The following is a 21,340-nucleotide window of genomic DNA, read 5'->3' as shown; positions in this document are numbered from 1 at the left end:
ATTATCCGACCTCTCACACCACCGTACGTACGGATCCGTATACGGCGGTTCAATTTCATACTAAGCATGTACTTTTTTTGTAATGTTCGACACAAGAGATTAGCCCAAACATAGCTAATCTCTTGTTCGTTATTGTCGTTGTAAGTACTCACGAGTAGGCAATTCGCACTGCACCCTTACTTTTGTAGCTATATTTGTAGGCATTGTATCTATTCCAAGTTTGATTAAGTTCTTTCTTCGATTCTTAGCTGTTTTCCATTTCTTCCATATGCACGTTCTCAGTCGAACTCTTGTATGGGAATCAATGCCTTTTAACACCGTTTTCATATAGCCAACTTTGAAGTAATTAACCCATCCTCGTATGACTTGGTTGATTCGTTCAACCTGATACTTCGTATCAACACTCCAATTCTTTCTCGTTAATTGTTTCAGTTTTTATTTGAAGTTTTCTACGGACTTCTGGTGCGGTTTTGCCTTGTATAAACCCGCTTGATAATCATTATAGAAGCCAAACCCTAGAAATTTCATTGTAGGGTCATCAGGTCTGGTTACTTTTGTTTTTGTACTGTTGACAATAAGACCCAACTTTTCTTCAATGAACCTTGTCACTGATCTCATGACTCGTTTCGCCGCCATTTCACTTTTAACCATAATAATACGGTAAGTAGACCACTGGAACCTCCCCAGTAGTCTCTCTCAGAACCGGACGTGAACCTCTCAGCTCATCCGGCTCCCATTATTCAGCCGTAGGTTTAATACCTATAACCCAATGTTTAAAAAGTTCTGGGTTTTGTTTAGCGATTCTACCTAGAAAGTGTTCTGCTCTTTTCTTGTGACGAGATAACTTTTTATACTTTCTTCTCGCCCACATAGTTAAGGCTTTATTTATATGCCTTAAAGAGGAGTACATTTCGGATTTGTAGAACTTTCCGTAGTAGTTAATCCACCCTTGAATTATTGAGTTAAACATATTTGATAGGTCTATGAGCTCTTTATCCGCCTTCAGTTGTAATTTCCAATCTCTCACTTTTTGCTGAATCGATTTCTTAGATTTATTACTGATAGCTGGTGTGAAGTTCACAAAATGCTTTCCCCACCTGTTCTTGGACAACCTTGGTCTGAACGTGTATCCCAGAAAATCAAACGCTATGTTTTCATGTTCTTCTTTCCTGTCCGCATCCTTACAATATACAACTTTTGTCTTGGAAGGATGGAGTTCGAGTTTACATTCGTTCATTCTCTGACTTAAGGATTTGAGCACTTTCCTTGCTTCATCCTCTGTCTTGCAGTGGATGACTGCATCATCTGCATACCTGGCGAATGGATTGGATGGAAGATTAATAGCCATCCATTTATCAAAAGCATAATGTAGAAATAAATTTGCTAGCACCGGACTTATGACACCACCTTGCGGTGTGCCGGATGTACGTTCTTTTATTCCATCTTTAGTTTGGAATGGTGCTGTTAACCATCTTCTAATGTATAACTTTACCCATTCTATGTCTGTATGCTTCTCCACGGCTTTCATCAGTAAATCATGGTCTATATTATCAAACAGACCTTTAATATCAAATTCAAGTACCCAATTGTACTTCCAGCATCTTTTTCGAGTTGTTTCTATTGCTTGAATGGCGCTTTTCTTTGGTCTATATCCATAGGAATCCTCATGAAAGAATGGTTCTACCGAAGGCTCAAAATATAATTTCACTGTCATTTGTGCAACTCTATCGGCAACTGTCGGTATTCCTAATGTCCTTGTCCCTCCTGCTTTCTTTGGTATTTCTACCGCTTTGACTGCTGGAGGAAAGTAACTTCCGGATGACATTCTGTTCCATACTTTATAAAGATTGTCTTTTAGGTTTCTTTCAAATTCCTCTATGGATTGCTCATCAATTCCTGCTGACCCTTTATTTGCTTTAACTCTCATAAAGGCTTCATATACTATCTTCTTAGATATCACATACGGCTTTGTTTTATGCATAAGTTCCTCCCACTATGATGGTTGACTTGTTTATAAAACTGAATAATATAACCCCTTTGCTCCACCTCCGTTAGGAGGTTTCATAACTACTACGGGTTATTCCGCCCCTATACATGGCATTGGTACTCTGATTCTTGTGGGGCTTCCACTTGAATTTCTCCCTTAGCATCCATGTCGTAGGTTCCCACGTTCCACACTCAAGCCTATATTAAGTTCACGCCGCCTTTATACCGGTCACCGAACGGACAGTAAACAGGTTTCCTCCGAACTTATCCTGAGTTAACGACTCCCCCTCAGTTTTGATGACACCTCTACGCTTTCGATACTTCTTCAGCGGTTCAATGGTTTTCGTCTCCTTAATATGTACCTGACAGAATCTTGTTCTGCCTTTTCCTTAACGCTCAATACCATAGCTTTTGACTACAGCACCTTAAGGTGGTTTGCAATCCCTACCTGTATAGCGATTGCGAGAGGCCTACTCTCATCTTAAGTGCAGCACAGCTTCCTTATGTGCTTACGCACACTTTGGATGCTTTCGTGGCACACAATCGTCCGCATAACGTACGATAAAGCATTCCTTTAACCTAGATTTTTTAAGTGCAGGATATTTTGAAAAGTTGTTTATATTCGTAGCTACTGGCAAACGTTTCCCATTGATTACTTATCCACCAATCAAGTTCATTTAATACGATGTTTGATAAAAGTGGGGACAGTATGCCACCTTGTGGTGCCCCTTTTGTTGGTAGACCTTCGCCCTCAACTTCTGCTTTTAGAATTTTTGATATAAGAGAGAGTATTGTTTTATCTCTTATTCCTAATGACCACATCTGTTTCAGAAGTTTGCTATGATTCACATTATCAAAGAAACCTTTTTTAGCGATATAAGATAGAACCATAAATAATTATCATCAAGACCTTAGGATCTTGTAAAATATTTTAAAAGGAGAAATTATTATGGAATCTATCATCCAAGAATATCGTGAATACCAGTCTGTCATTAAGGGATATACTCCAAAAGTTATTTTGGGCACCGGAAGGGAATTAAAGAAGCTAACTAAGCACCTGGAAGAGCGCTCTCTAAACTTCCAATCTGTTAAACTTGTTGATCTTGAAAACTACTGTATTGAACGAACAGAAGGAAAATCTCTTGGTTACCGAAACCTTATTGTAAGCCAAATTCGTTCCTTTTTTACCTATTTAAAACAACAGGAGTACTGCTTTGACAATCCAAGTATCCACTTGTCTTACACTAATTTAGATACCCACCAAGCTCTACCTGAAGTCGCATCTTTAGAAGAAATCCAAAATTGCCTTAAAGAGTTAAGAAGACAGGTTAACTCCTTCTTAGGGAGGCGCCAGTTTGACCCCATTCGAAAGCGAAATTTAGCCCTATTCGCTCTTATGTATGCCACTGGTATACGAGCGGGAGAAGCGGCTAATCTACTGCTCAGTGATATTCTTTGGGAGGAACAGGTTCTCTGTATTCGGGCTGGTAAAGGACGTAAAGACCGGCGTGTGCCCCTTGTTGGTGAGGTCCTAGAGTTACTTCAAACTTATCTAGCCACTCGTAAGGATCTTGATATGGCTTCTCCACTGTTTCTTACTTGGAGAAAAGAAGCGATGACCAACAATTTAATTGGCGTAACTTTTAAATCGTACTCTGAAATGTGGATCAAACCATTGCGACCTCATCAATTACGACATACTTGTGCCACTCACCTATTCCAACAAGGAGGAAACATTGTACACATTAAAGATTGGCTCGGTCATAAAAAAGTTACAACTACATTACATTATGCAAGGATACAAAACCCTGAGATCGCCGCCGCACTAGAATCTCATCCAATTAATGAAGCGACAATTCCACAACGGCCGAAACTCAAATTAGTAAAAAGTTCTCGTAAAAAACCAATGACTTCCTTACGACGAAAATATACGATGACGCCACAGGCTGCCCCCCTGGTTGGAAAGTTAGCGAACCAAATTGAGGAGTTTATAAGAACGGCAATTGGCATGAAAAAATACAGTAAAGGAACAATTAAAGAATTCCGATTTAGTCTAACTCGATTCTCCGTAGGTTGTCCTAACTGCCTTGAAAATGGCATAGAAGCTTTACGTGGTCCAGACATTATTCGCTGGTTGAGCTCTCGTAGACAAGCTGGGATTTCTCAATGTACCATAGATAAAAATTTGTCTCACCTTCGGTCTTTTATTTCCTACGCCGTGGAACGGGGCTGGCGGTCAGACAATCCAATGGAGGCACTAAAAATGGTACCTAAACAACCAAAAGAACAAGCTTACCTAACTGAAGATGAAATGATGAGATTACTATCTGCACCAGACCGAACTGAACTAGAAGGATTTACTGACTATATGGCGCTTCTTGTTCTATATTCTACTGGTCTTCGTGTGGGAGAACTAAGTAATTTGAACATCGAAGACGTAGACATAAAAGAGGGCTGGGTCCATATTCGTGAAGGCAAAGGCCGTGACAGACAAATCGCCATTCCAAAAGCTGCTTTAAATGATTTCAAACAATATCTCGGGTTGTACCGGAAGGAGAAATCTGGTCCATTCTTACTTAATTTAAAGGGAACTCGCATAAAGCCTTGGACCGTTACTAGGCGTATTCGCCATTATGCAGAAGTCGCCAATATTCAAAAACCTGTAAGCCCACATACCCTTCGTCATACCTTCACTGCCCACCTTATTAAACGTGGAGGCCGGATTGAAGTCATCGCAAAAGCTTTAGGACATAAGACATTAGCTGAAACGAGTGCCTATGCTCATGCAGATTTTGAAGACCTCAGAAAAGCAGTCAGTTTATTACGTAAAAATATACCACCTTTGTCAGGAGAGAAAAAAGATGATGAATGAATCTACGATTCAAGAGTTTCTAGAATATGCACAAATGGTTCGAGGTTGTCGTCCCAAAACCGCTGAAGCTTACGCCATTGATCTAAAAGTAATGAATACTTTCTGCACTATTTACTATTCACACGTGGATAATCCCTCTAAAGCTAAATTGGTTGTAGATTATATTCGTTATCTTCGCGTTGAGCGAAAAAATGCCTCAGCTGCGGTTGGTCGAAAGTTGGCAACTCTTTCAGCTTATATTGACTTTCTCATCCTGATGGAACTACTAGATTCAAAACAAGATCAACGTGAAAAATGGCCGAAACTACTCGATACACCAGAGCGTCTTCCAGTCATACTTGAAAATAAAGAAATGCAGGATATTCTTTCTCAACCAGATACCACAACCATTCTTGGCCGTCGCGACCGAGCAATTCTTACATTAATTTATTCTGCCGGTTTACGCGTGAGTGAAATTTGTTCTTTGAAAGTAATAGACGTCAGTTTCACTGAAAAACGAATCCTTATTTCTGGTAAAGGGGGACGTCAACGTTTTGTGCCACTGGATTCTATCGTAGAAGAGGCTCTTGATGAGTACTTAGAATCTAGAACTAGCGAAATTCCTGAACTCTTTGTAAGCAAAAAAGGTGGTTCCCTCACTCCTCGTGCGATCCAATACATGGTTAAAAAGTATGCAGAAGGAGCTAATATTGATAAGAATGTGACTCCACATAAATTGCGGCACACTTGTGCTACGCACCTTCTTCAAGAAGGGGCTCATTTGGTGTCCATTCAAAAATTACTTGGACATAAAAGTTTATCTACAACTCAAATCTATTTACATATCACAATTACTGATTTAAAAGAACTTTCAAAGCAACACCCTATGAGAAAAATGCGCACCATTATGGGGCTAAAGGGAGACCCCATCAGTTCTTTTCAGACACCTTACGGTATTCGAACAGGCACTTAATAAAATAAAGAGTAATCATACGATAGAGTTAGCATTTAACAGTATTTTAGTAGTTTGTTCACCTTAAAGGTTGTATTTCACCTTAAATTAATGTCGCTAAATCCTTTAATATCCACGTCAATACAGTGATGGAGTCTAGATTGGTTTATCAGAAATTTGAACCTCGCTATTGCGTGATGGGTGCTTCTATTCGGTCTAAATCCATAACTGTGTTTATGAAACTTCGCTTCGCAAACAGGTTCTAAAACTTGTAATATACATTGTTGAAAAATCCTATCCCAAATAGTTGGAATACCTAGCGGTCTTACTTTACCATTAGCTTTAGGAATCAATACACGTCGTACTTTTTGTGGTTTATAGTTATCAAACATGTTTTGAATCTTTGTTATTACAGCTTCCACTGATAAATGACTAATATCTTTAATTGTTAATTTATCAGTTCCTTGCGTCTTACTTCCTGTATTCCTTTTAATGTTTCGATAAGCAAGACGTATGTTCTCATTAGAACTCATCAATTCCATTAATCCATAAAACTTATCACCATTGACACTTCTAGCATAAAGAGTGTCGAAACACTCTTGTAGATTGTAATACTCATTGTGTCTCAGTTTCTTCCGTTTCAATAAGTCGGCTACCCCTTTCGGAGTTAAACCTCTTTTAGTCTCACGAGAACCTTATTAACCGATAAAGATCTGCCTTACATGGTTGAATGACTCTTCATTAGTCTAGTGGCTATCCCTCCATGTTGATTAGACACTTCATTGGTACTATGCCACCACTTTCACTGATACAAAGGGAAGTTATACAATAACTATTGTCATTATTGCTTTCCTTTCCAACGTTTCATAAGGAGTAAGCCTTCCACGTTATCAGCTTCCAATGTTGAATTATATCTATTATAGAATGAACTTAGGTGCTTCCTATAAGCCTGTTAACCTTCATACGCCTTTAACGTATCATGGACTTTCATAGTACTTAGTTTTACTCATCCACAGTTAACCTCACAATTTGGTGATATACACATTTCTATGTATTAAAATTCTAGACCCGTACATTCGGAAGTTCGTCAGCTTGCCCTTTTGCTTTTAAGGTTTTGTACACATTCTCACCATATTCATTCAAACTCAAGCATTATGATTCACACCACCCCATCGGGTAGGCTTTCGTCAGCTAAACTACACTGTTACGGTGAATTCTCACGCCTTTTCACCGAGCTAATAACACTATCGTTCTTACTAAATCAAGCGCTACTCGACTAAGAGAGAACCCTTCTGTGCGTTATCACATCATTTGGTTCTTCGATGTAATCCTTCAATTCCAGAAGGAATTGCCTAATCTTTACCAGAGAGATGTAACCATCCTCCATTTAAAATTAGGAACATTTCGCACAAGGACATTCTTTCACAAAATCATCAAAAAATGAAGATATTTATTGCGCAGCAGTATAAGTCAAATGACCAGCAACTTATTGAATCAAATACTTTTTATGCTGCTCTCGCTTTCGCTCATGAGTAATCTTTGCATATCTAAGTGTCATATCTGGTGAACTATGTCCTAAATGCTCTTGAATAGCAACCAATTCAGCTCCATTAGTTAAGGTTAAAGTAGCAAAAGTATGTCTTAAAACATGGGGACTTACTTTGTCTTGTAAACCTGCTTTTCGAGCGATTATATCTATTTCTCTTTGTATTCCTCGTTTAGATAATCTTCTATAAGGTTTTCTCTCTGTAACCATCAGGGCTTCACAATTGTCATTTCTTCCTTTTATATATTTACCTAAATGATACATTGCTCTAATCGAAAAATAGACTTCTCTTTGTTTATCACCTTTACCAATAACTAATGTGCTCATATTTTGTAGATTAATATCAGCTTTATCTAATCCATGCACTTCAGACAACCTACAACCCGTTGCATACAATATTTCAAGAAAAGCACGCTGCCTGACTGTATTGCAAGATTCTCTTAACATTTCTAATTCTTCAATTGATAATGATTTAGGAAGTCGGTATTCATCTTTTGGAGCTTTTAATTTGGTAGTTGGATCACGCTTAATATATTCTTCTGAAGCTAACCAACTAAAAAAACTCTTTAAAACAGATAATTTCTTTCTAATTGTGCTCATTTTTAATTTCCCGTCTTGACTTAAATACATTCGAACATCTGCTGTAGCTATGTCCTCAGCCTTCTTTTTTACGATATCAGCAAACATACCTAATTCCATGAGGTAGTTGTCTAGAGTAATAGAACTTAACCCTTCTAATTTTTGGCCGAGATGAACAATTGTATTTGATCCTCAAGATCAGGATGTACCTTACTTAACTTAACTCAACTCTTTGAATATAATACTCTGATAGAACAGTAGATAATTTATTCTTGGTATTTTCCACTTCAATATTAGGATATAAATCTTTTAAAGCAGCTACTAAATCTGATAATATTTGCTCACCTAGATTCATAATAATCAACTCTCCTTAGTTCTTATTAGTAACTAAGGATTACCTATACAAACAACAAGAATACCAACTGAGTATGAATAGCATCTTATTTTCTTAAATTTTATTCTTCGAATAAGAAAGAGACGGTTACCTTGGGGTAATCGTCTCATAATGGTTGTATATATTTAGTAGTCGTTGTACTGCGCATCAAATAACTTTGTTAGTTGTTCTTCTTCAACATGCCCTGTTTGTTTAGTAAATCTTGTGGTCCTAAGTTAATTATTCTTCAAACAATTTTTCTATTCGATGAATCCTGATTGGTATTTTAGAATATAATGAGAAGTCAAAATGTAAAACACTTATATCTAAGCTAATATTCCATTCGTATCATTCATCTATTTGGCGTAAGTAATATTTAGAGTCTTTTATTCTTATTTACTCATTATTTTCTGCCAATTCAAGAGTGACATTTATATCACCGTCTCCGACAGCTTGAGCAAAACTTTCCTCATCCTCAATATATCCGAGACGAGTGTAGCTATAGGAACTTGAAAAGGTTTCATAGAACAAAACCAGACAATTGTCACCATAAAGCATGATATCTCCCGCATTAATAACGCCGGGTCTCTCTGAAAGATAATGGAACTTTTCATTTCTATGAAGATCCTCCATGTCTATGATTAAGGGGAGGTTTTCAATGAATGCCTGTGCTGTTTGGTTATCATAAAGATTTGCTAAGAATACTTCGTCGCCTATTGTTATTTTTAGCTCTATAGTTAGTGGGGGTGACATTTCAACCTCATCCCTTTCTAGGTTAGTTTCACTGCTTTGCGCTCCTTCTACATTTGTCTCATCCATTTCTTCGTTAGTTTCACTACTTGGCATTTCCTCTACATTCATCTCTTCTCTTTCATTTGTTTCACTGGTAGAACAAGCAATCAGGCCAAAGCTGATTATAAACATACATAGTATTAAAAGAATTTTTTTCATTACGACTATTCCTTTCTTTATAAAACAATTTAAGTACTTTTAATTCAATACAAATCACCTCGTAATCTGTAGATAACACGAAAACAGCAGGATTACTCCATACTGTTTTCAATTTTTTTAAGAATTTTTGCAGGTACACCGCCAACAATAACGTTAGGCGGTACATCCTTGGTGACAACTGCACCAGCTGCGACAATGGCACCGTCACCAATAGTCACACCAGGAACAACTGTCGCATTTGCTCCAATCCAAACATTATTTCCTATCACTATGGGCGCAGGATGAATCGTACTGCGTTTGTTGGGATTCATGTCGTGATTGAGGGTAGCCAAGACAACATTGTGTCCGATGAGCGTGCCATCGCCAATTGTTAGGCCGCCCTGATCTTGAAAACGACATCCTGAATTGATAAAGACATTCTTTCCCACTTTGATATTTTTACCACAGTCTGTATAAAAAGGTGGAAACAAGGCAAACGTCTCATCCACGGGACTGCCTATTAAATCAGAAAATAATTTACGAATTTCTTCCGGGGGATGATAGCTTCCATTGATCTCGGCAATCATTTTCAAGGCTACCTGTGATACTGTATGCATCATTTGATGTATTTCTGATCCCCCCTCAACCGTCTCACCACGTTTCATATGTGCTAAAAATTCTCGAATTTCCATTTGACATTCTCCTTATCAATAGACTTCTTAAGATATTGTTTTACTTCCATATCATTCCCTAATATTACTGAACAAGGAAGATATTTTGTTTCGTACACAGCACTCATTGTTGAACTTGCAAAACTAATTTAATTCTGAATTGAGATTCGATATAGCTTATCGTCATTCTCTTCTGGATTACCACGTCCATCTGTATTATTGCTAATGAAATAAAGGTAATTATCTTCTATTAGTACATCCCGGATTCGGCCAAGTCCAGATATCACTTCACGTTGTTCATCTGTTTCAAGGTCAAATTCTAAAACAGCAGATCCTCTTAATGCTGCAACATACAATTTACCATCATAATAGTCCATTCCAGATGGAGCCCAAGTGTCTGCATCTCCAGAAGTGAACAGCGGTGAAACCATACCTTCTTGTTCCTCATAGCCTCAATAATCGGCCAGCCATAATTTTGACCAGCTTCTATTGAGTTGACTTCATCATTTGCTCTGTTGCCGTGCTCACTTGAAAATAGTATACCGTCAGACGACCAAGTAAGTCCTTGAGGGTTTCGGTGTCCATAACTATACACGTAGGAATTTGGATATGGATTATCACTTGGATTCGATCCATCAAGATTCATTCTTGAAATTTTTCCACCTAATGAATCGAGATCTTGTGCAATATTGGGTACAGACGCATCACCGGTTGTTGCATAAAGTTTTCCATCAGATCCGATTTTAAGCCTTCCTCCATGATGGTAGGTACCACTTGGGATATTATCGAGTAGCATACTCTCTTCTCGCCAAACGTTTTCTTCCAAACGCAGTGTAACAATCCGGTTCAATGGTCCAGAACTGTCATCATAGGTGTAATAAGCGTAAGCTATATTGGATTCCAGAAATTCAGGATCGAGTACAAACCCTAATAACCCTGCTTCTGGAGCTGAAGAAAGTTCTTTTTCTAGCTCTACGTCTTGCCGTTCAAATTCTCCATTCTTATGATATAGCCTGGTCTCTCTGTCAAATAGATTGTATCTTCAAGTTTTTCAATCGACCAAGGAATCTCAAGATTTTCCGCAATTACTTCTGGATTTTCAATGAGCACAATTTGCTCTTCTTGCTCTTCATTTTCTCGCTCACCTGAAGCATTTTCCGGCTCAGTCCCAGTATTTTGATGGTCATTTCCAGCACATCCAGCAATCATAAGTAGTAGAAATATAGATAGGGCTATGATTTTTTTCATCCGCAATCACCTTTACCTTTCATGTATTTTGTTTTCGTCTACTTTTATAAATAAGAAGGGAAATTTTTTAGAGATAAATCAATCCACTGCATCTTGCATTCTTTGGTTACCATTTTGCCTGCACAAATAATTTCTACATTCTCTTCTTACCATAAGGCAAGAGGCTGTTTCATGCTAGGTCCTGGATAGAGAATCTAATTGCGCCAAATCTTGTTTAGTTACTTGAATTTGAGCTGCTTTCACATTATCAATCACATGAGCGGTATTATTAGATTGTGGTATAGCAATTGTTTGACCATTTCGAATACACCAAGCTAATAAAATTTGAAAACTATCTGAATGATGTTTTTCAGCAATTTCCTTTATAACTTTTTGTTTCGTTAGATTAGTACCCAAGCGATCACCCCGAGCAACTACGTGCAAATTTAATGATATTAAGTGCATAATTTATACAATTCGCGCCAATTTGTTCGAAGCATGAAAGCGAAAATATGTATGGATTCGAAAATACGAAAAACGGACGTTTACGGAACCGATAATCACTTCAAAAAAAACCTATTTGTATTAATTCACAGAACCAAAACTCATTCCCAAGATCAAAGTAATATTTATAATATCTAACACCGTTTTCGGTGCTGAAATTAGGGTTATAAACAACTTTTGCAGGTGATGAATGGTGATATTTGGTTATGCACTGTAAGTACGAAGGAACAAAACTTGGATATGCAAAATGGTTCAGTTTCATCTGGTAATAATAAACACTTCTTAAATCTTGCAAGGAAAGAAATTATATTGATAATGCTTAAATTGTATTAGTTCATAATCAGTCTTCTTACGAAGTATATCCTTGTTTTTCAAGAGAATCCCTCCAAATATCTTTAGTGTATCCTTTCTACTTGCACACTTAAACAAACACTTGTTCTTACCTCTATTTTGGAGAATAATAACAAGAAGCACTGAACCATTTTCGACTGTTTTTTTGAACTAGTTTTAAGCCTTGCGATTCTTTTGGTATCAATATTTGAGCCGTTTGAACTGTAACTTATCTAATGACCTTCTTGAAAACCATTACTAAACTGCAGTGACTATTTGTATACATAACACACATTCTACAGTTTTAAATATTAAACTGGTTCATTTGGCTCAACCCTTTTCCCGCTAAGATGCCGCTCCCAAGAGACTGCCATCTCTTGGGGCTTTTTTTTGTCCTCCTCCCGCCAAATATCAGCCTTAGGTTTTACCTTTCCTTTCCTAATAGAGGATATACCTACTACAAAAAACTTCCTTTATAGCCACAGGATGATAAATTTCTGGTTTTAAATGATTAGATTATGTAAAAAGGGCTAGTGAAAAAATTAGCTTTTTTAATGGCTTCTTGGCTTTTAATTCTACTTCTATGAACGCTAGATAGTTTTAAATTAACAATTCCAATTCATTTGTTGAATAATCAACAAATTGCATTTAATTAACTATTGTATGTATCAAGCTTCCTTTCTTATAATTTAAGACATATGTTGATTATTTAATCAAAATTGATTTATAACAGGAATCATTGTTATTTATTTAATCAACTCATTCTTCAAATCCAAAATAAGAAAGGGTGTTATTTTCAAATGAAAAAAAAATCTTTTGTCATGCTTTTACTCACAGTGATAGCACTGGGCTCGATTTTATCCGCGTGCAACGATACATCCACGACCGATGATAGCGTAGTATCCACCACTGGCAATGACGATTCATACCAGCCGGACATGTCAAATGGAGCAGACAACTTTTACGAGAGCGACGAGATAACAATGCAGAGGGTTTCATTTAATAATCAATACAACATGGAGGTTGTAGGGAATCTTATTATTCCTGAAGGTAGTCAGAACACCCAAAATCCCGCGATCATTGTCGGGCATCCTATGGGCGCAGTAAAAGAACAAAGTGCAAATTTGTATGCCACGAAAATGGCTGAACGAGGATTTGTTACTTTGGCCATAGATTTACCTTTTTGGGGAGAGAGTGAGGGTGAGCCGCGCAACGCTGTATCGCCGGATATCTATGCAGAAAGTTTCAGTGCTGCTGTCGATTATCTAGGCACACAAGACTTTATCGATAGAGAACGAATTGGTGTACTTGGCATCTGTGGCAGCGGGAGCTTCGTGATCAGTGCGGCTAAAATCGACCCGCGCATTCAGGCCATTGCGACAGTGAGTATGTATGATATGGGAGCGGCTGCTCGTAACGCACTGAACAACTCACTGACACTTGAGCAAAGAAAAGCGATCATCGCAAAGGCGGCAGAGCAACGCTATGTAGAATTTACAGGCGGTGAAACCGAATATACTAGTGGTACGGTACATGAATTGACTGAAAACACTGACCCGATCCAGCGTGAGTTTTATGATTTCTACCGTACTCCGAGGGGTGAATTTACGCCTGAAGGTTCATCACCTGAGCTAACAACACACCCGACGCTAACTAGTAACGTGAAGTTTATGAACTTCTACCCGTTCGAAGATATCGAGACGATTTCTCCGCGTCCGATGCTATTCGTTACGGGTGATGAGGCTCATTCAATTGAATTCAGTCAAAATGCGTACGAGCGTGCAGCCGAACCAAAAGAGCTCTACCTTGTTCCGGGTGCTGGGCATGTGGATCTGTACGACCGAGTGGAGTTAATCCCCTTTGATAAGCTCGAGTCTTTCTTCAAAGAAGCACTATAAAATTATCTAGGCGAAATGATGTTAGGCCGTTAGTCCTTCACATGCTCTCGAAACGAGAAATAGTAAGTGCGATTTCTCCTCCACTTTGAGTAAGTAGTTATGAAAAAACTAATATTAATAACAAAAGCCACTTCCTAAAATAATTTAGGAAGTGGCTTTTTGTGGTACGCTCGGCCTGGGCTATAACTTGGTGGTGAACCACTACAGGCTTGGCAGTAGGAGTTGTTTTCCCGAAACAACGTTATTAAAGCTCTAAACCTAATGCATTCATTATTCCCGATATTTAAGAGGGTGTTAATTAGGATAAAGTGTTCATTATTACTAATGCTTCTTGTAGAATTTGAGCCTTCAACAGAACTTGCTATAAAGTTGCAGATGTCTCTTCCCATGAACAGATAGAAGGTCATCTAGCACCCTTTTATTGCCACTGAGATCCCCTTTCGAACCCACATTCTAACCCCATCATATCAAAGGATTTTCGAAAATCTACTTAAAGGGATAATATCATTATCGTTTTATACTTTTATACTAAATCTTACGAATCACTCGAGTCCTTTAACCAAATCTTTTAGGGTCAATAATTCTAAAAATTAATGAGTAATCATTGCAGTTTATTTAAGCTGAACAGGCTACAAAGATCTTTTTTATACAATTACTAGAATCAATTTAAATACTTTTAAGGGATTTGGCCTAATGAGATGTTGGTAAAGGTGTTTATGAAGCAGAAGCGTTACTAGATAATATTATGGTAGGATAAAGAAAAAAAGCATTGGATTATACAACCGAAATCCAATGCTTGAACAATTATAGTTATTTCAATGTTATAATAATCCATTTGCAGAATAAGCAAAGAATTATAAATCAATTACTATCTAGGAAACTCTACTATTTAAAGGGTTATTTTGCACATTATTATACCTGTAGTTTCTTAGGAAAACAAAAACCAAGCTCAATATAATTGATATAAATCCTACTAATATCACGTATTGTGTACCCATTTGTGCAATAAAGTACCCACCTATAGCTGACCCTACTGTTACTCCTATGTTAGCGGATGTTAAAAATAAGCCATTCGCAAAGGTAGGAGCTTCAGGAGCTGAAGACATAACCCAGTATTGATTGATGTTAGCTCCTATTCCAGCTATGATACCCCAAATTAACGTAATGATCGCCATAGGTATGGTGAGTTCTCCGAATAAGAAGAATAGGATGTAAACGGCTCCCAATGCAAATGGAAAAGCCACTACAGTTTTAATTGCATTTTGGGTAAGTAACTTTCCTGCGACAATGTTTCCAATAATATTAGTCAAACCGAATAGAAATAACATGATCGTGATGGTATTTAAAGGCATATTTGTAACAGAAGTCAGAAACTCAGCAAAATAACTATAAACACCAAATACTGATGCATTGAGAAAAATAACACCTATAATAGAAAGCCAAGTGATTGATTTTTTTAATATGCGTAATTGAGATCCATAAGAAAGTTTTTCTTTCACCGGCATAGATGGCATAAAGAGTAGTGTAGCAATTAATACTAAAGCATTTGTAACGGCAAAAAATGCCAACGCCATTTGAATGGAAGCTACACTAGCAATAAAGCTAACAATCGGTACACCGACTACCATACCCGCAGAGACCCCAATGAAAACTTTAGCAATAGCTTTTGGCGCTTCCTCTTTTTTAACTGAATCAGCAGCTATGGTAAAAGCCAATGAAACATACACCGGATGAAATAAGCCTGAAATAAAGCGAATAATTAATACTACGGTGAAATTAGTTATAAAAATAGTAGCGATGTTTCCTAGTACGAATATAGCCAAAACGAGTAATAACACCTTCTTACGATCTATACCTGAAAACAACAAAGGCATCGTCGGACCAGCTATGGCAATAGCAAGAGCAAATAGCCCCACAAGTAATCCTGCCTGAGATACGCTGACTCCATAATACTCAGCTAGAGACGGCAGGATCCCAATAACCCCCATTTCAGTATTTAAAATACCAAAAACACCGAATGTTAATATCAATATAATCAATTTATTTTGTTTATCCAAAAAAAAACCTCCCAATTTATGCTCTTAAATCATTTTTTTCAATTGGTACTGTTAAACTGTCATTAAAGTTTTCTATTCGAGTTTCAATCTTTCCTAATTTAAAAGTCCATTTTTTTGTAAAAATGCTTGAAAGTAACCAATTAATAATTCTAAAGAGGGCATTGCATCGCCTAGAAAAGAAAATCATCTCCGGTTGATTAATCAACATCTGTTAATAACTATAAATAGGAACATGGTTACGATCAATGGTTAAAAAAACGCAATTCGTTGATTTCTCAACAAAGCGATTATATTTGTTGATTATCTTTAGTAACTGTTTTTGCTATTAAAAAGTCAAATGAAACATAAACGGGAATTATATCCTTACTTGTACTCCTACAACCTTAAATTAATAAAATTGCACCAATTAATTTGAACACCCCCCCTTTAGAAATATAAAGGGAGTGTTCCTACCTGTTGTTGTTTTCAATAAAAATAATCAATAGTTTTTACAAGGGGGGAAAATATAAAGAAATTTATATTTCACTTCCATTTGATGCAATTACATCTTTATACCAATTAAAAGACTTCTTCCTTTTGCGTTCTAATGTCCCACTGCCATCATCATTTTTATCCACATAAATGAATCCATAACGTTTGGACATTTCTCCGGTTGACGCACTGACCAAATCAATACATCCCCAGGGAGTGTAACCCATTAATTCAACGCCATCTTCAATCGCCTCACGCATTTGTATAATATGTTCTCGGATGTATTCAATTCTATAATCATCATTTATCGATCCATCTTCTTCTACTTTGTCTTTTGCTCCTAAACCGTTTTCCACAACAAAAAGTGGTTTTTGGTATCTATCATAGAACTCGTTTAGAGTAATTCTTAATCCTATAGGGTCAATTTCCCATCCCCAATCAGACGCTTTTAGAAACGGATTTTTTACTCCACCCAAGATATTTCCTTCGACTGTATCACCAGATGGTTTATCTTTCATTTCAGTACGTGACATATAGTAACTGAAACTAATAAAATCCACAGTATAGCTCTTGATCAACTCTAAATCTCCTGGTTTCATTTCAAGTTTAATACTATGTTCTCTAAAGTAACGTTGAATGAAAGAAGGATATTTCCCTTTCACTTGAACATCAGCACAGAAAGTATTGAAGAAACGTGCCTCTTGTTGAGCATACAGTACATTTTCAGGGTTGCAATCAAAGGAATACGTAGGAATATATAGTATCATACATCCAATTTTCGCCTCAGGTATGATTTCATGGCAAGCCTTTACCGCTAAACTACTAGCAACAAATTGATGATGGAAAGCCTGGAAAGTCGGTTGGTATTTGTCTTCTTCTTTTTGAATCGCAAAACCAAGACCCATAATTGGCATTTCTAGACCAGAATTGATTTCATTGAATGTGAGCCAATATTTCACTTTGTTTTTGTAACGGTTCAAAATTACTTTAGCATATCTTTCAAAGTACGTAACAACTTCTCGACTTCTCCAACCACCATATTCTTTCACAAGATTTACCGGCATTTCATAATGAGACATAGTAACAACCGGTTCGATCCCATACTTATGCAACTCGTCAAACACACGGTCATAAAAAGCTAATCCGTCCTCGTTTGGCTCTAATTCAGTACCATTTGGAAAAATTCTTGTCCATGCAATGGACATACGGTATACTTTGAATCCCATTTCAGCAAAGAACGCGATATCTTCTTTGTAGCGATGATAGAAATCGATCGCCTCATGATTCGGATAACTGTATTTTTCTGTATCCATTTCAAAATTAAAGCCCGGTGACTGTAATAGCTTAAGTCGTTCTTTTCCACCTGGCAGAACATCGGCAATATTTAAGCCTTTATTCCCCTCATGAAATCCACCTTCTAATTGATTAGCTGCAGTAGCTCCGCCCCATAAAAAGCCTTTTGGAAATTCCATTTTTTCATTTTTCATTATTAGTATCCTCCGCGATTATAATTTATTATTGGGAAGAGTAACAAAGTCTCTTCCCTGTATAAAAAAAGTTCATTAACTGACTAATGTCAATAAACCTTCTTTTTCTTGAACAGCTTCTTTTTTCATTTCAATAATTTCGGTATAACGGTCTGTATTTGTTATAATAATTGGAGTAGTAACTGGGTATCCGGCTTCTTTAATTTTTTCAATATCAAAGGTAACTAACAGATCTCCTTGGCTTACTCGATCTCCTTGTTTAACGACCGGTGAATAATATTTCCCTTCTAATTGAACTGTATTTATCCCGATATGGATTAGTATCTCTGCTCCTTCATTTGAAGTAATTCCAATTGCATGGCCTGTTGGAAAAACTGTCGTGACCTTACCATTCACAGGTGATACGGCTTTACCAATAGTTGGCTCAATGGCAATCCCTTTTCCCATAGCTTCTGATGCAAACACTGGATCAGCTACTTCTGCTAATGATTTAATTACTCCAGTTAATGGGCTGACTATTGCTTCTTGTTTATTAATTGTTGTTTGTCCTGCTTCTACCACATTTTCTTCTACCCCTAATTTCTTTTTATCCTCATATCCAAAAACTACTGTCAAAATCGTTGTAACAGTAAAAGCAGATAGCATGGCAATAATGTATGGTACAAACGGGGAATAAATTGGAATACTAAGAGCAGATGGAAATGCATATGCCAAGGCTCTTGCTCCAACCAAGCCACTAATACCTCCACCGACAACTCCAGCAATGGCGACATAAAGAATTGTACGTTTGTAACGAAGCATTAACCCATACAGAATAGGCTCTGTTATACCTGACAATAATCCAGGTAATAACGTAGATCCAGCAAGTGCTTTTAATTTTTTATCCTTTGTTTTTAAGAAAATACCAAAAGCTAATCCTATTTGTGCAAAAACTGCTGCAGAAACCAATGCAAGTAGTGGATCTCCACCATTTGCTAAATTCTCAAGAATGAACGGGGTGAATCCTGTGTGAACCCCAAATAATGTAAGAAAGGTCCATCCACTACCCATAATGGCACCTGTCAAAATTCCACTTTCAGAATATAAAAAATTAATAAAAACTCCGATACTACTTGCAACATAGACACCGATTGGACCAAATGCAATTGCCGTTAATGGTACTATGATAATCAAAGACAACATAGGGACTAAAAACATTTGTAGATCTTTATGAATGGTTTTCTTTAAGAATCTATCTAGTACAGCATAAATACTGACTGCGATAAAAATGGGAAACACCGAAAATGAATAGTTCATTAACACGACTGGTATACCAAGAAAATCAGTAATATTACCATTATTCTGAAGTAAACCAGTAAAATTAGGATCTAGCAACGCAGCTCCGATCATTCCACCTACGTATGGATTTGCACCAAGCTTCGAAGCAATAGTAATACCTAAAAAAATGGGAAGGAAGAAAAAGATAGCATTCCCAGCAGCTAACAAAATAGTGTACGTACCACTTTCTGTAGATAATACTCCCGTCATTGTTAAAAGAGTTAACAACGCTCTAAGCATACCCGCACCAGCAAGAGCTCCCAGCAATGGAGAAAAACTTCCGGAAATAACATCGAATATTTTTGCAACAACTTTCCCCTTTGTTTTTACGGATAAATCGTTGGACTCACTATTTATGTTTGCAACCTTAATCACCTCTTGATAAACCTCAGAGACATGACTTCCAATTACGACTTGAAATTGCCCACTGTTCTCTACAACACTTAGAACCCCATCTAAATTTTCAAGCTTTTTCTTTTCAGCCTGACTTTGATCTTTTAATTTGAAACGTAGACGAGTAGCACAATGCACAACGTTTATTATGTTTTGTTCTCCACCAACCATTTGGACGATTTCCTTTGCAAGGCTTTGATAACTCAATGTTCCCACTCCTTTTTAATATAATTCCTGCTTAATTCACCATGATTAACTGGGTGTTTGGTAAAAAACTTCATAAAAAAACCTAAACCAAACAATCAATTTCGACTGTTTGATTTAGGTTTTGCCCGTTAGGTTACAACCCTAAAACTTAATTAACCGTTATTATCTTTTATTACTCTAGCAATATGAATTGTCAAATATATCATTTCTTCATCCGTTAATTCGTAGGTGTAAGAACCCTCGATAAACTTTTTTATTTTTAGTGAACATATATGAGCGTCAGGATACTTTACCTTAATTACATTATATAAGTCATCATTTGTTGCGCTGTTGTAATGATTGCTCTTGACTAGTCGCTGTGCGAAAAACTTAAGATGCGTTATAAAACGATAGAAAGGTAAAGAATTCTCATTAAACTCAACCTTGAAATGATATCTAACTATCGTTAAAATTTCTTGCATTACCTTAGTCATGGTTTTTATAATTGGCATCTCTTCGTTCAATTCAGCATTAACAATATGTAGGGCTAGGAACCCTGCTTCATCCTCTGATAAAATGACACCAAATTGTTCACATATCATATTTAATGCTTCTAATCCAATTTCATATTCTTCTTTGTACAATTGCCTAGTTTCCCAAAGTAATCCGTTTTTAATAGGTAAATTACTTTTATAACGTTCAATTGCAAAGTGAATATGATCCGTTAGATGAATATAAATACTATCGCTTAACTTTTTACCTAATTTCATTTTTGCATATGCAATGATTTTTTCGGATATATCCATATACTCTATTGGCATATTGGCAATTAGGGTTTTAAACTTTCTCATTGTATCTTCATTTTCTAAAGTGAAAATTTTATCTACTTGAAGTTCATCTATTAAATCACCAATCCGCTTATTATAAGCAATTCCACGTCCAATAATGATAACTTCTTGTTTTTCTTTTCTTGATATAACTGCATTATTGTTCAATATTCTCTCAATTTTCACTTTATTCCCCCCAGATTTATACTGTATCCCCTCCAATTATAGAAAAAGGCAAAACCCCTACCTCTTTCCACGGTAATCGGTTTTGCCTGATTTAACAGTAACAATCCGCTTTGTATACGCTTACCCAAAAATATTGAATAATCAATATCTGTTTTTAATTATAAATATAAACAGGTTGTTTACAATGAATAAATTAGCGTATTTCGTTGATTATTCAACAGGTCAATTAATATTGTTGATTATCTTAGAGAGTTGGTGTCTAGATTCTAATATAGTTTCAAGGCTGAATTCCAGAAGGTATCCTATAATTAGGTGATTTGGGTTAAATAGGTAATATTATGAATGAACATATATACAAGTTCAAGAAAACTGAGGACATAACAATTCAAAAAAAGCATGGTCAAAATACAGATATCATTGTTCAAATGCTTGACTTATCCCCCCGTGTAATGGTAAAAAGAGCACTTGTTAAAGATAGAAATGATTCTATAACACTAGTGTTGCATTAATTTAATTTCACTATTTGAAAAACTCAAAATGTTCAATTTTGTTATTTTGTGCAAAGAAAA

Annotated in this window: 14 protein-coding genes and 3 pseudogenes; 3 read left to right on the top strand and 14 right to left on the bottom strand. The window is 36.7% G+C overall.

Features of this window, described 5'->3' with window-relative positions; genetic code table 11:
• Window positions 1-129: 129 nt before the first annotated feature.
• From PQ474_RS26680 to PQ474_RS22015, 3 genes and pseudogenes are all read right to left on the bottom strand, one after another.
• Window positions 130-375, bottom strand: coding sequence for a group II intron maturase-specific domain-containing protein (locus PQ474_RS26680; protein ID WP_273847759.1), 246 nt, complete (start codon window positions 373-375; stop codon window positions 130-132).
• Window positions 376-736: 361 nt separating this feature from the next.
• Window positions 737-1,981: a group II intron reverse transcriptase/maturase gene (gene ltrA / locus PQ474_RS22020; protein ID WP_273847752.1), complete on the bottom strand. Its 1,245-nt coding sequence runs from the start codon at window positions 1,979-1,981 to the stop codon at window positions 737-739.
• A gap of 547 nt (window positions 1,982-2,528) precedes the next feature.
• Window positions 2,529-2,853, bottom strand: a pseudogene (locus PQ474_RS22015) (reverse transcriptase/maturase family protein); the annotation flags it as partial.
• A gap of 82 nt (window positions 2,854-2,935) precedes the next feature.
• Here PQ474_RS22015 and PQ474_RS22010 point away from each other — a divergent pair.
• Both PQ474_RS22010 and xerA read left to right on the top strand, forming a co-directional pair.
• Window positions 2,936-4,858, top strand: coding sequence for a tyrosine-type recombinase/integrase (locus tag PQ474_RS22010; RefSeq protein WP_273847751.1), 1,923 nt, complete (start codon window positions 2,936-2,938; stop codon window positions 4,856-4,858).
• Window positions 4,848-5,810 (top strand): site-specific tyrosine recombinase/integron integrase, encoded by a 963-nt coding sequence (gene xerA / locus PQ474_RS22005; protein WP_273847750.1) that lies wholly within the window; start codon window positions 4,848-4,850, stop codon window positions 5,808-5,810. The genes PQ474_RS22010 and xerA overlap by 11 nt, the downstream gene beginning before the upstream one ends.
• Before the next feature lie 92 nt (window positions 5,811-5,902).
• Here xerA and PQ474_RS22000 read toward each other — a convergent pair.
• The 7 genes and pseudogenes from PQ474_RS22000 to PQ474_RS21970 all read right to left on the bottom strand — a co-directional run.
• Window positions 5,903-6,433 (bottom strand): annotated as a pseudogene (locus tag PQ474_RS22000) (reverse transcriptase domain-containing protein); the annotation flags it as partial.
• An 842-nt stretch (window positions 6,434-7,275) separates the two neighbouring features.
• On the bottom strand, window positions 7,276-8,034 hold the full coding sequence (locus PQ474_RS21995) for a tyrosine-type recombinase/integrase (protein ID WP_273847749.1): 759 nt from the start codon (window positions 8,032-8,034) through the stop codon (window positions 7,276-7,278).
• A 94-nt stretch (window positions 8,035-8,128) separates the two neighbouring features.
• Complete coding sequence (locus PQ474_RS21990; protein ID WP_273847748.1) at window positions 8,129-8,269, bottom strand: hypothetical protein; 141 nt, start codon at window positions 8,267-8,269, stop codon at window positions 8,129-8,131.
• A 414-nt stretch (window positions 8,270-8,683) separates the two neighbouring features.
• Window positions 8,684-9,238 (bottom strand): cyclophilin-like fold protein, encoded by a 555-nt coding sequence (locus PQ474_RS21985; protein ID WP_273847747.1) that lies wholly within the window; start codon window positions 9,236-9,238, stop codon window positions 8,684-8,686.
• 92 nt (window positions 9,239-9,330) lie between these two features.
• Window positions 9,331-9,909 (bottom strand): DapH/DapD/GlmU-related protein, encoded by a 579-nt coding sequence (locus PQ474_RS21980; protein ID WP_273847746.1) that lies wholly within the window; start codon window positions 9,907-9,909, stop codon window positions 9,331-9,333.
• A 128-nt stretch (window positions 9,910-10,037) separates the two neighbouring features.
• A pseudogene (locus PQ474_RS21975) lies at window positions 10,038-11,136 on the bottom strand (PQQ-dependent sugar dehydrogenase).
• Between the two features lie 174 nt (window positions 11,137-11,310).
• On the bottom strand, window positions 11,311-11,532 hold the full coding sequence (locus tag PQ474_RS21970; RefSeq protein WP_273847745.1) for an aldo/keto reductase: 222 nt from the start codon (window positions 11,530-11,532) through the stop codon (window positions 11,311-11,313).
• Window positions 11,533-12,749: 1,217 nt separating this feature from the next.
• Here PQ474_RS21970 and PQ474_RS21965 point away from each other — a divergent pair.
• Window positions 12,750-13,847, top strand: a complete 1,098-nt coding sequence (locus PQ474_RS21965) for an alpha/beta hydrolase (RefSeq protein WP_273847744.1) — start codon at window positions 12,750-12,752, stop codon at window positions 13,845-13,847.
• Between the two features lie 872 nt (window positions 13,848-14,719).
• Here the strand turns inward: PQ474_RS21965 and PQ474_RS21960 are convergent.
• From PQ474_RS21960 to licT, 4 genes are all read right to left on the bottom strand, one after another.
• A complete protein-coding gene (locus PQ474_RS21960) occupies window positions 14,720-15,904 on the bottom strand; it encodes an MFS transporter (protein WP_273847743.1) in 1,185 nt (394 codons plus the stop codon).
• Window positions 15,905-16,419: 515 nt separating this feature from the next.
• Window positions 16,420-17,862, bottom strand: a complete 1,443-nt coding sequence (locus tag PQ474_RS21955; RefSeq protein ID WP_273847742.1) for a glycoside hydrolase family 1 protein — start codon at window positions 17,860-17,862, stop codon at window positions 16,420-16,422.
• Window positions 17,863-17,937: 75 nt separating this feature from the next.
• Window positions 17,938-19,779: a beta-glucoside-specific PTS transporter subunit IIABC gene (locus PQ474_RS21950; RefSeq protein ID WP_273847741.1), complete on the bottom strand. Its 1,842-nt coding sequence runs from the start codon at window positions 19,777-19,779 to the stop codon at window positions 17,938-17,940.
• A gap of 152 nt (window positions 19,780-19,931) precedes the next feature.
• On the bottom strand, window positions 19,932-20,771 hold the full coding sequence (gene licT / locus PQ474_RS21945) for a BglG family transcription antiterminator LicT (RefSeq protein ID WP_273847740.1): 840 nt from the start codon (window positions 20,769-20,771) through the stop codon (window positions 19,932-19,934).
• Window positions 20,772-21,340: the final 569 nt, after the last annotated feature.

This window comes from Halalkalibacter alkalisediminis (assembly GCF_028610705.1).
GTDB lineage: Bacteria > Bacillota > Bacilli > Bacillales > Bacillaceae_D > Halalkalibacter > Halalkalibacter alkalisediminis.
The sequence above is the reverse complement of the archived record's forward strand: the minus strand, read 5'-3'. Positions and strand labels throughout refer to the sequence as shown.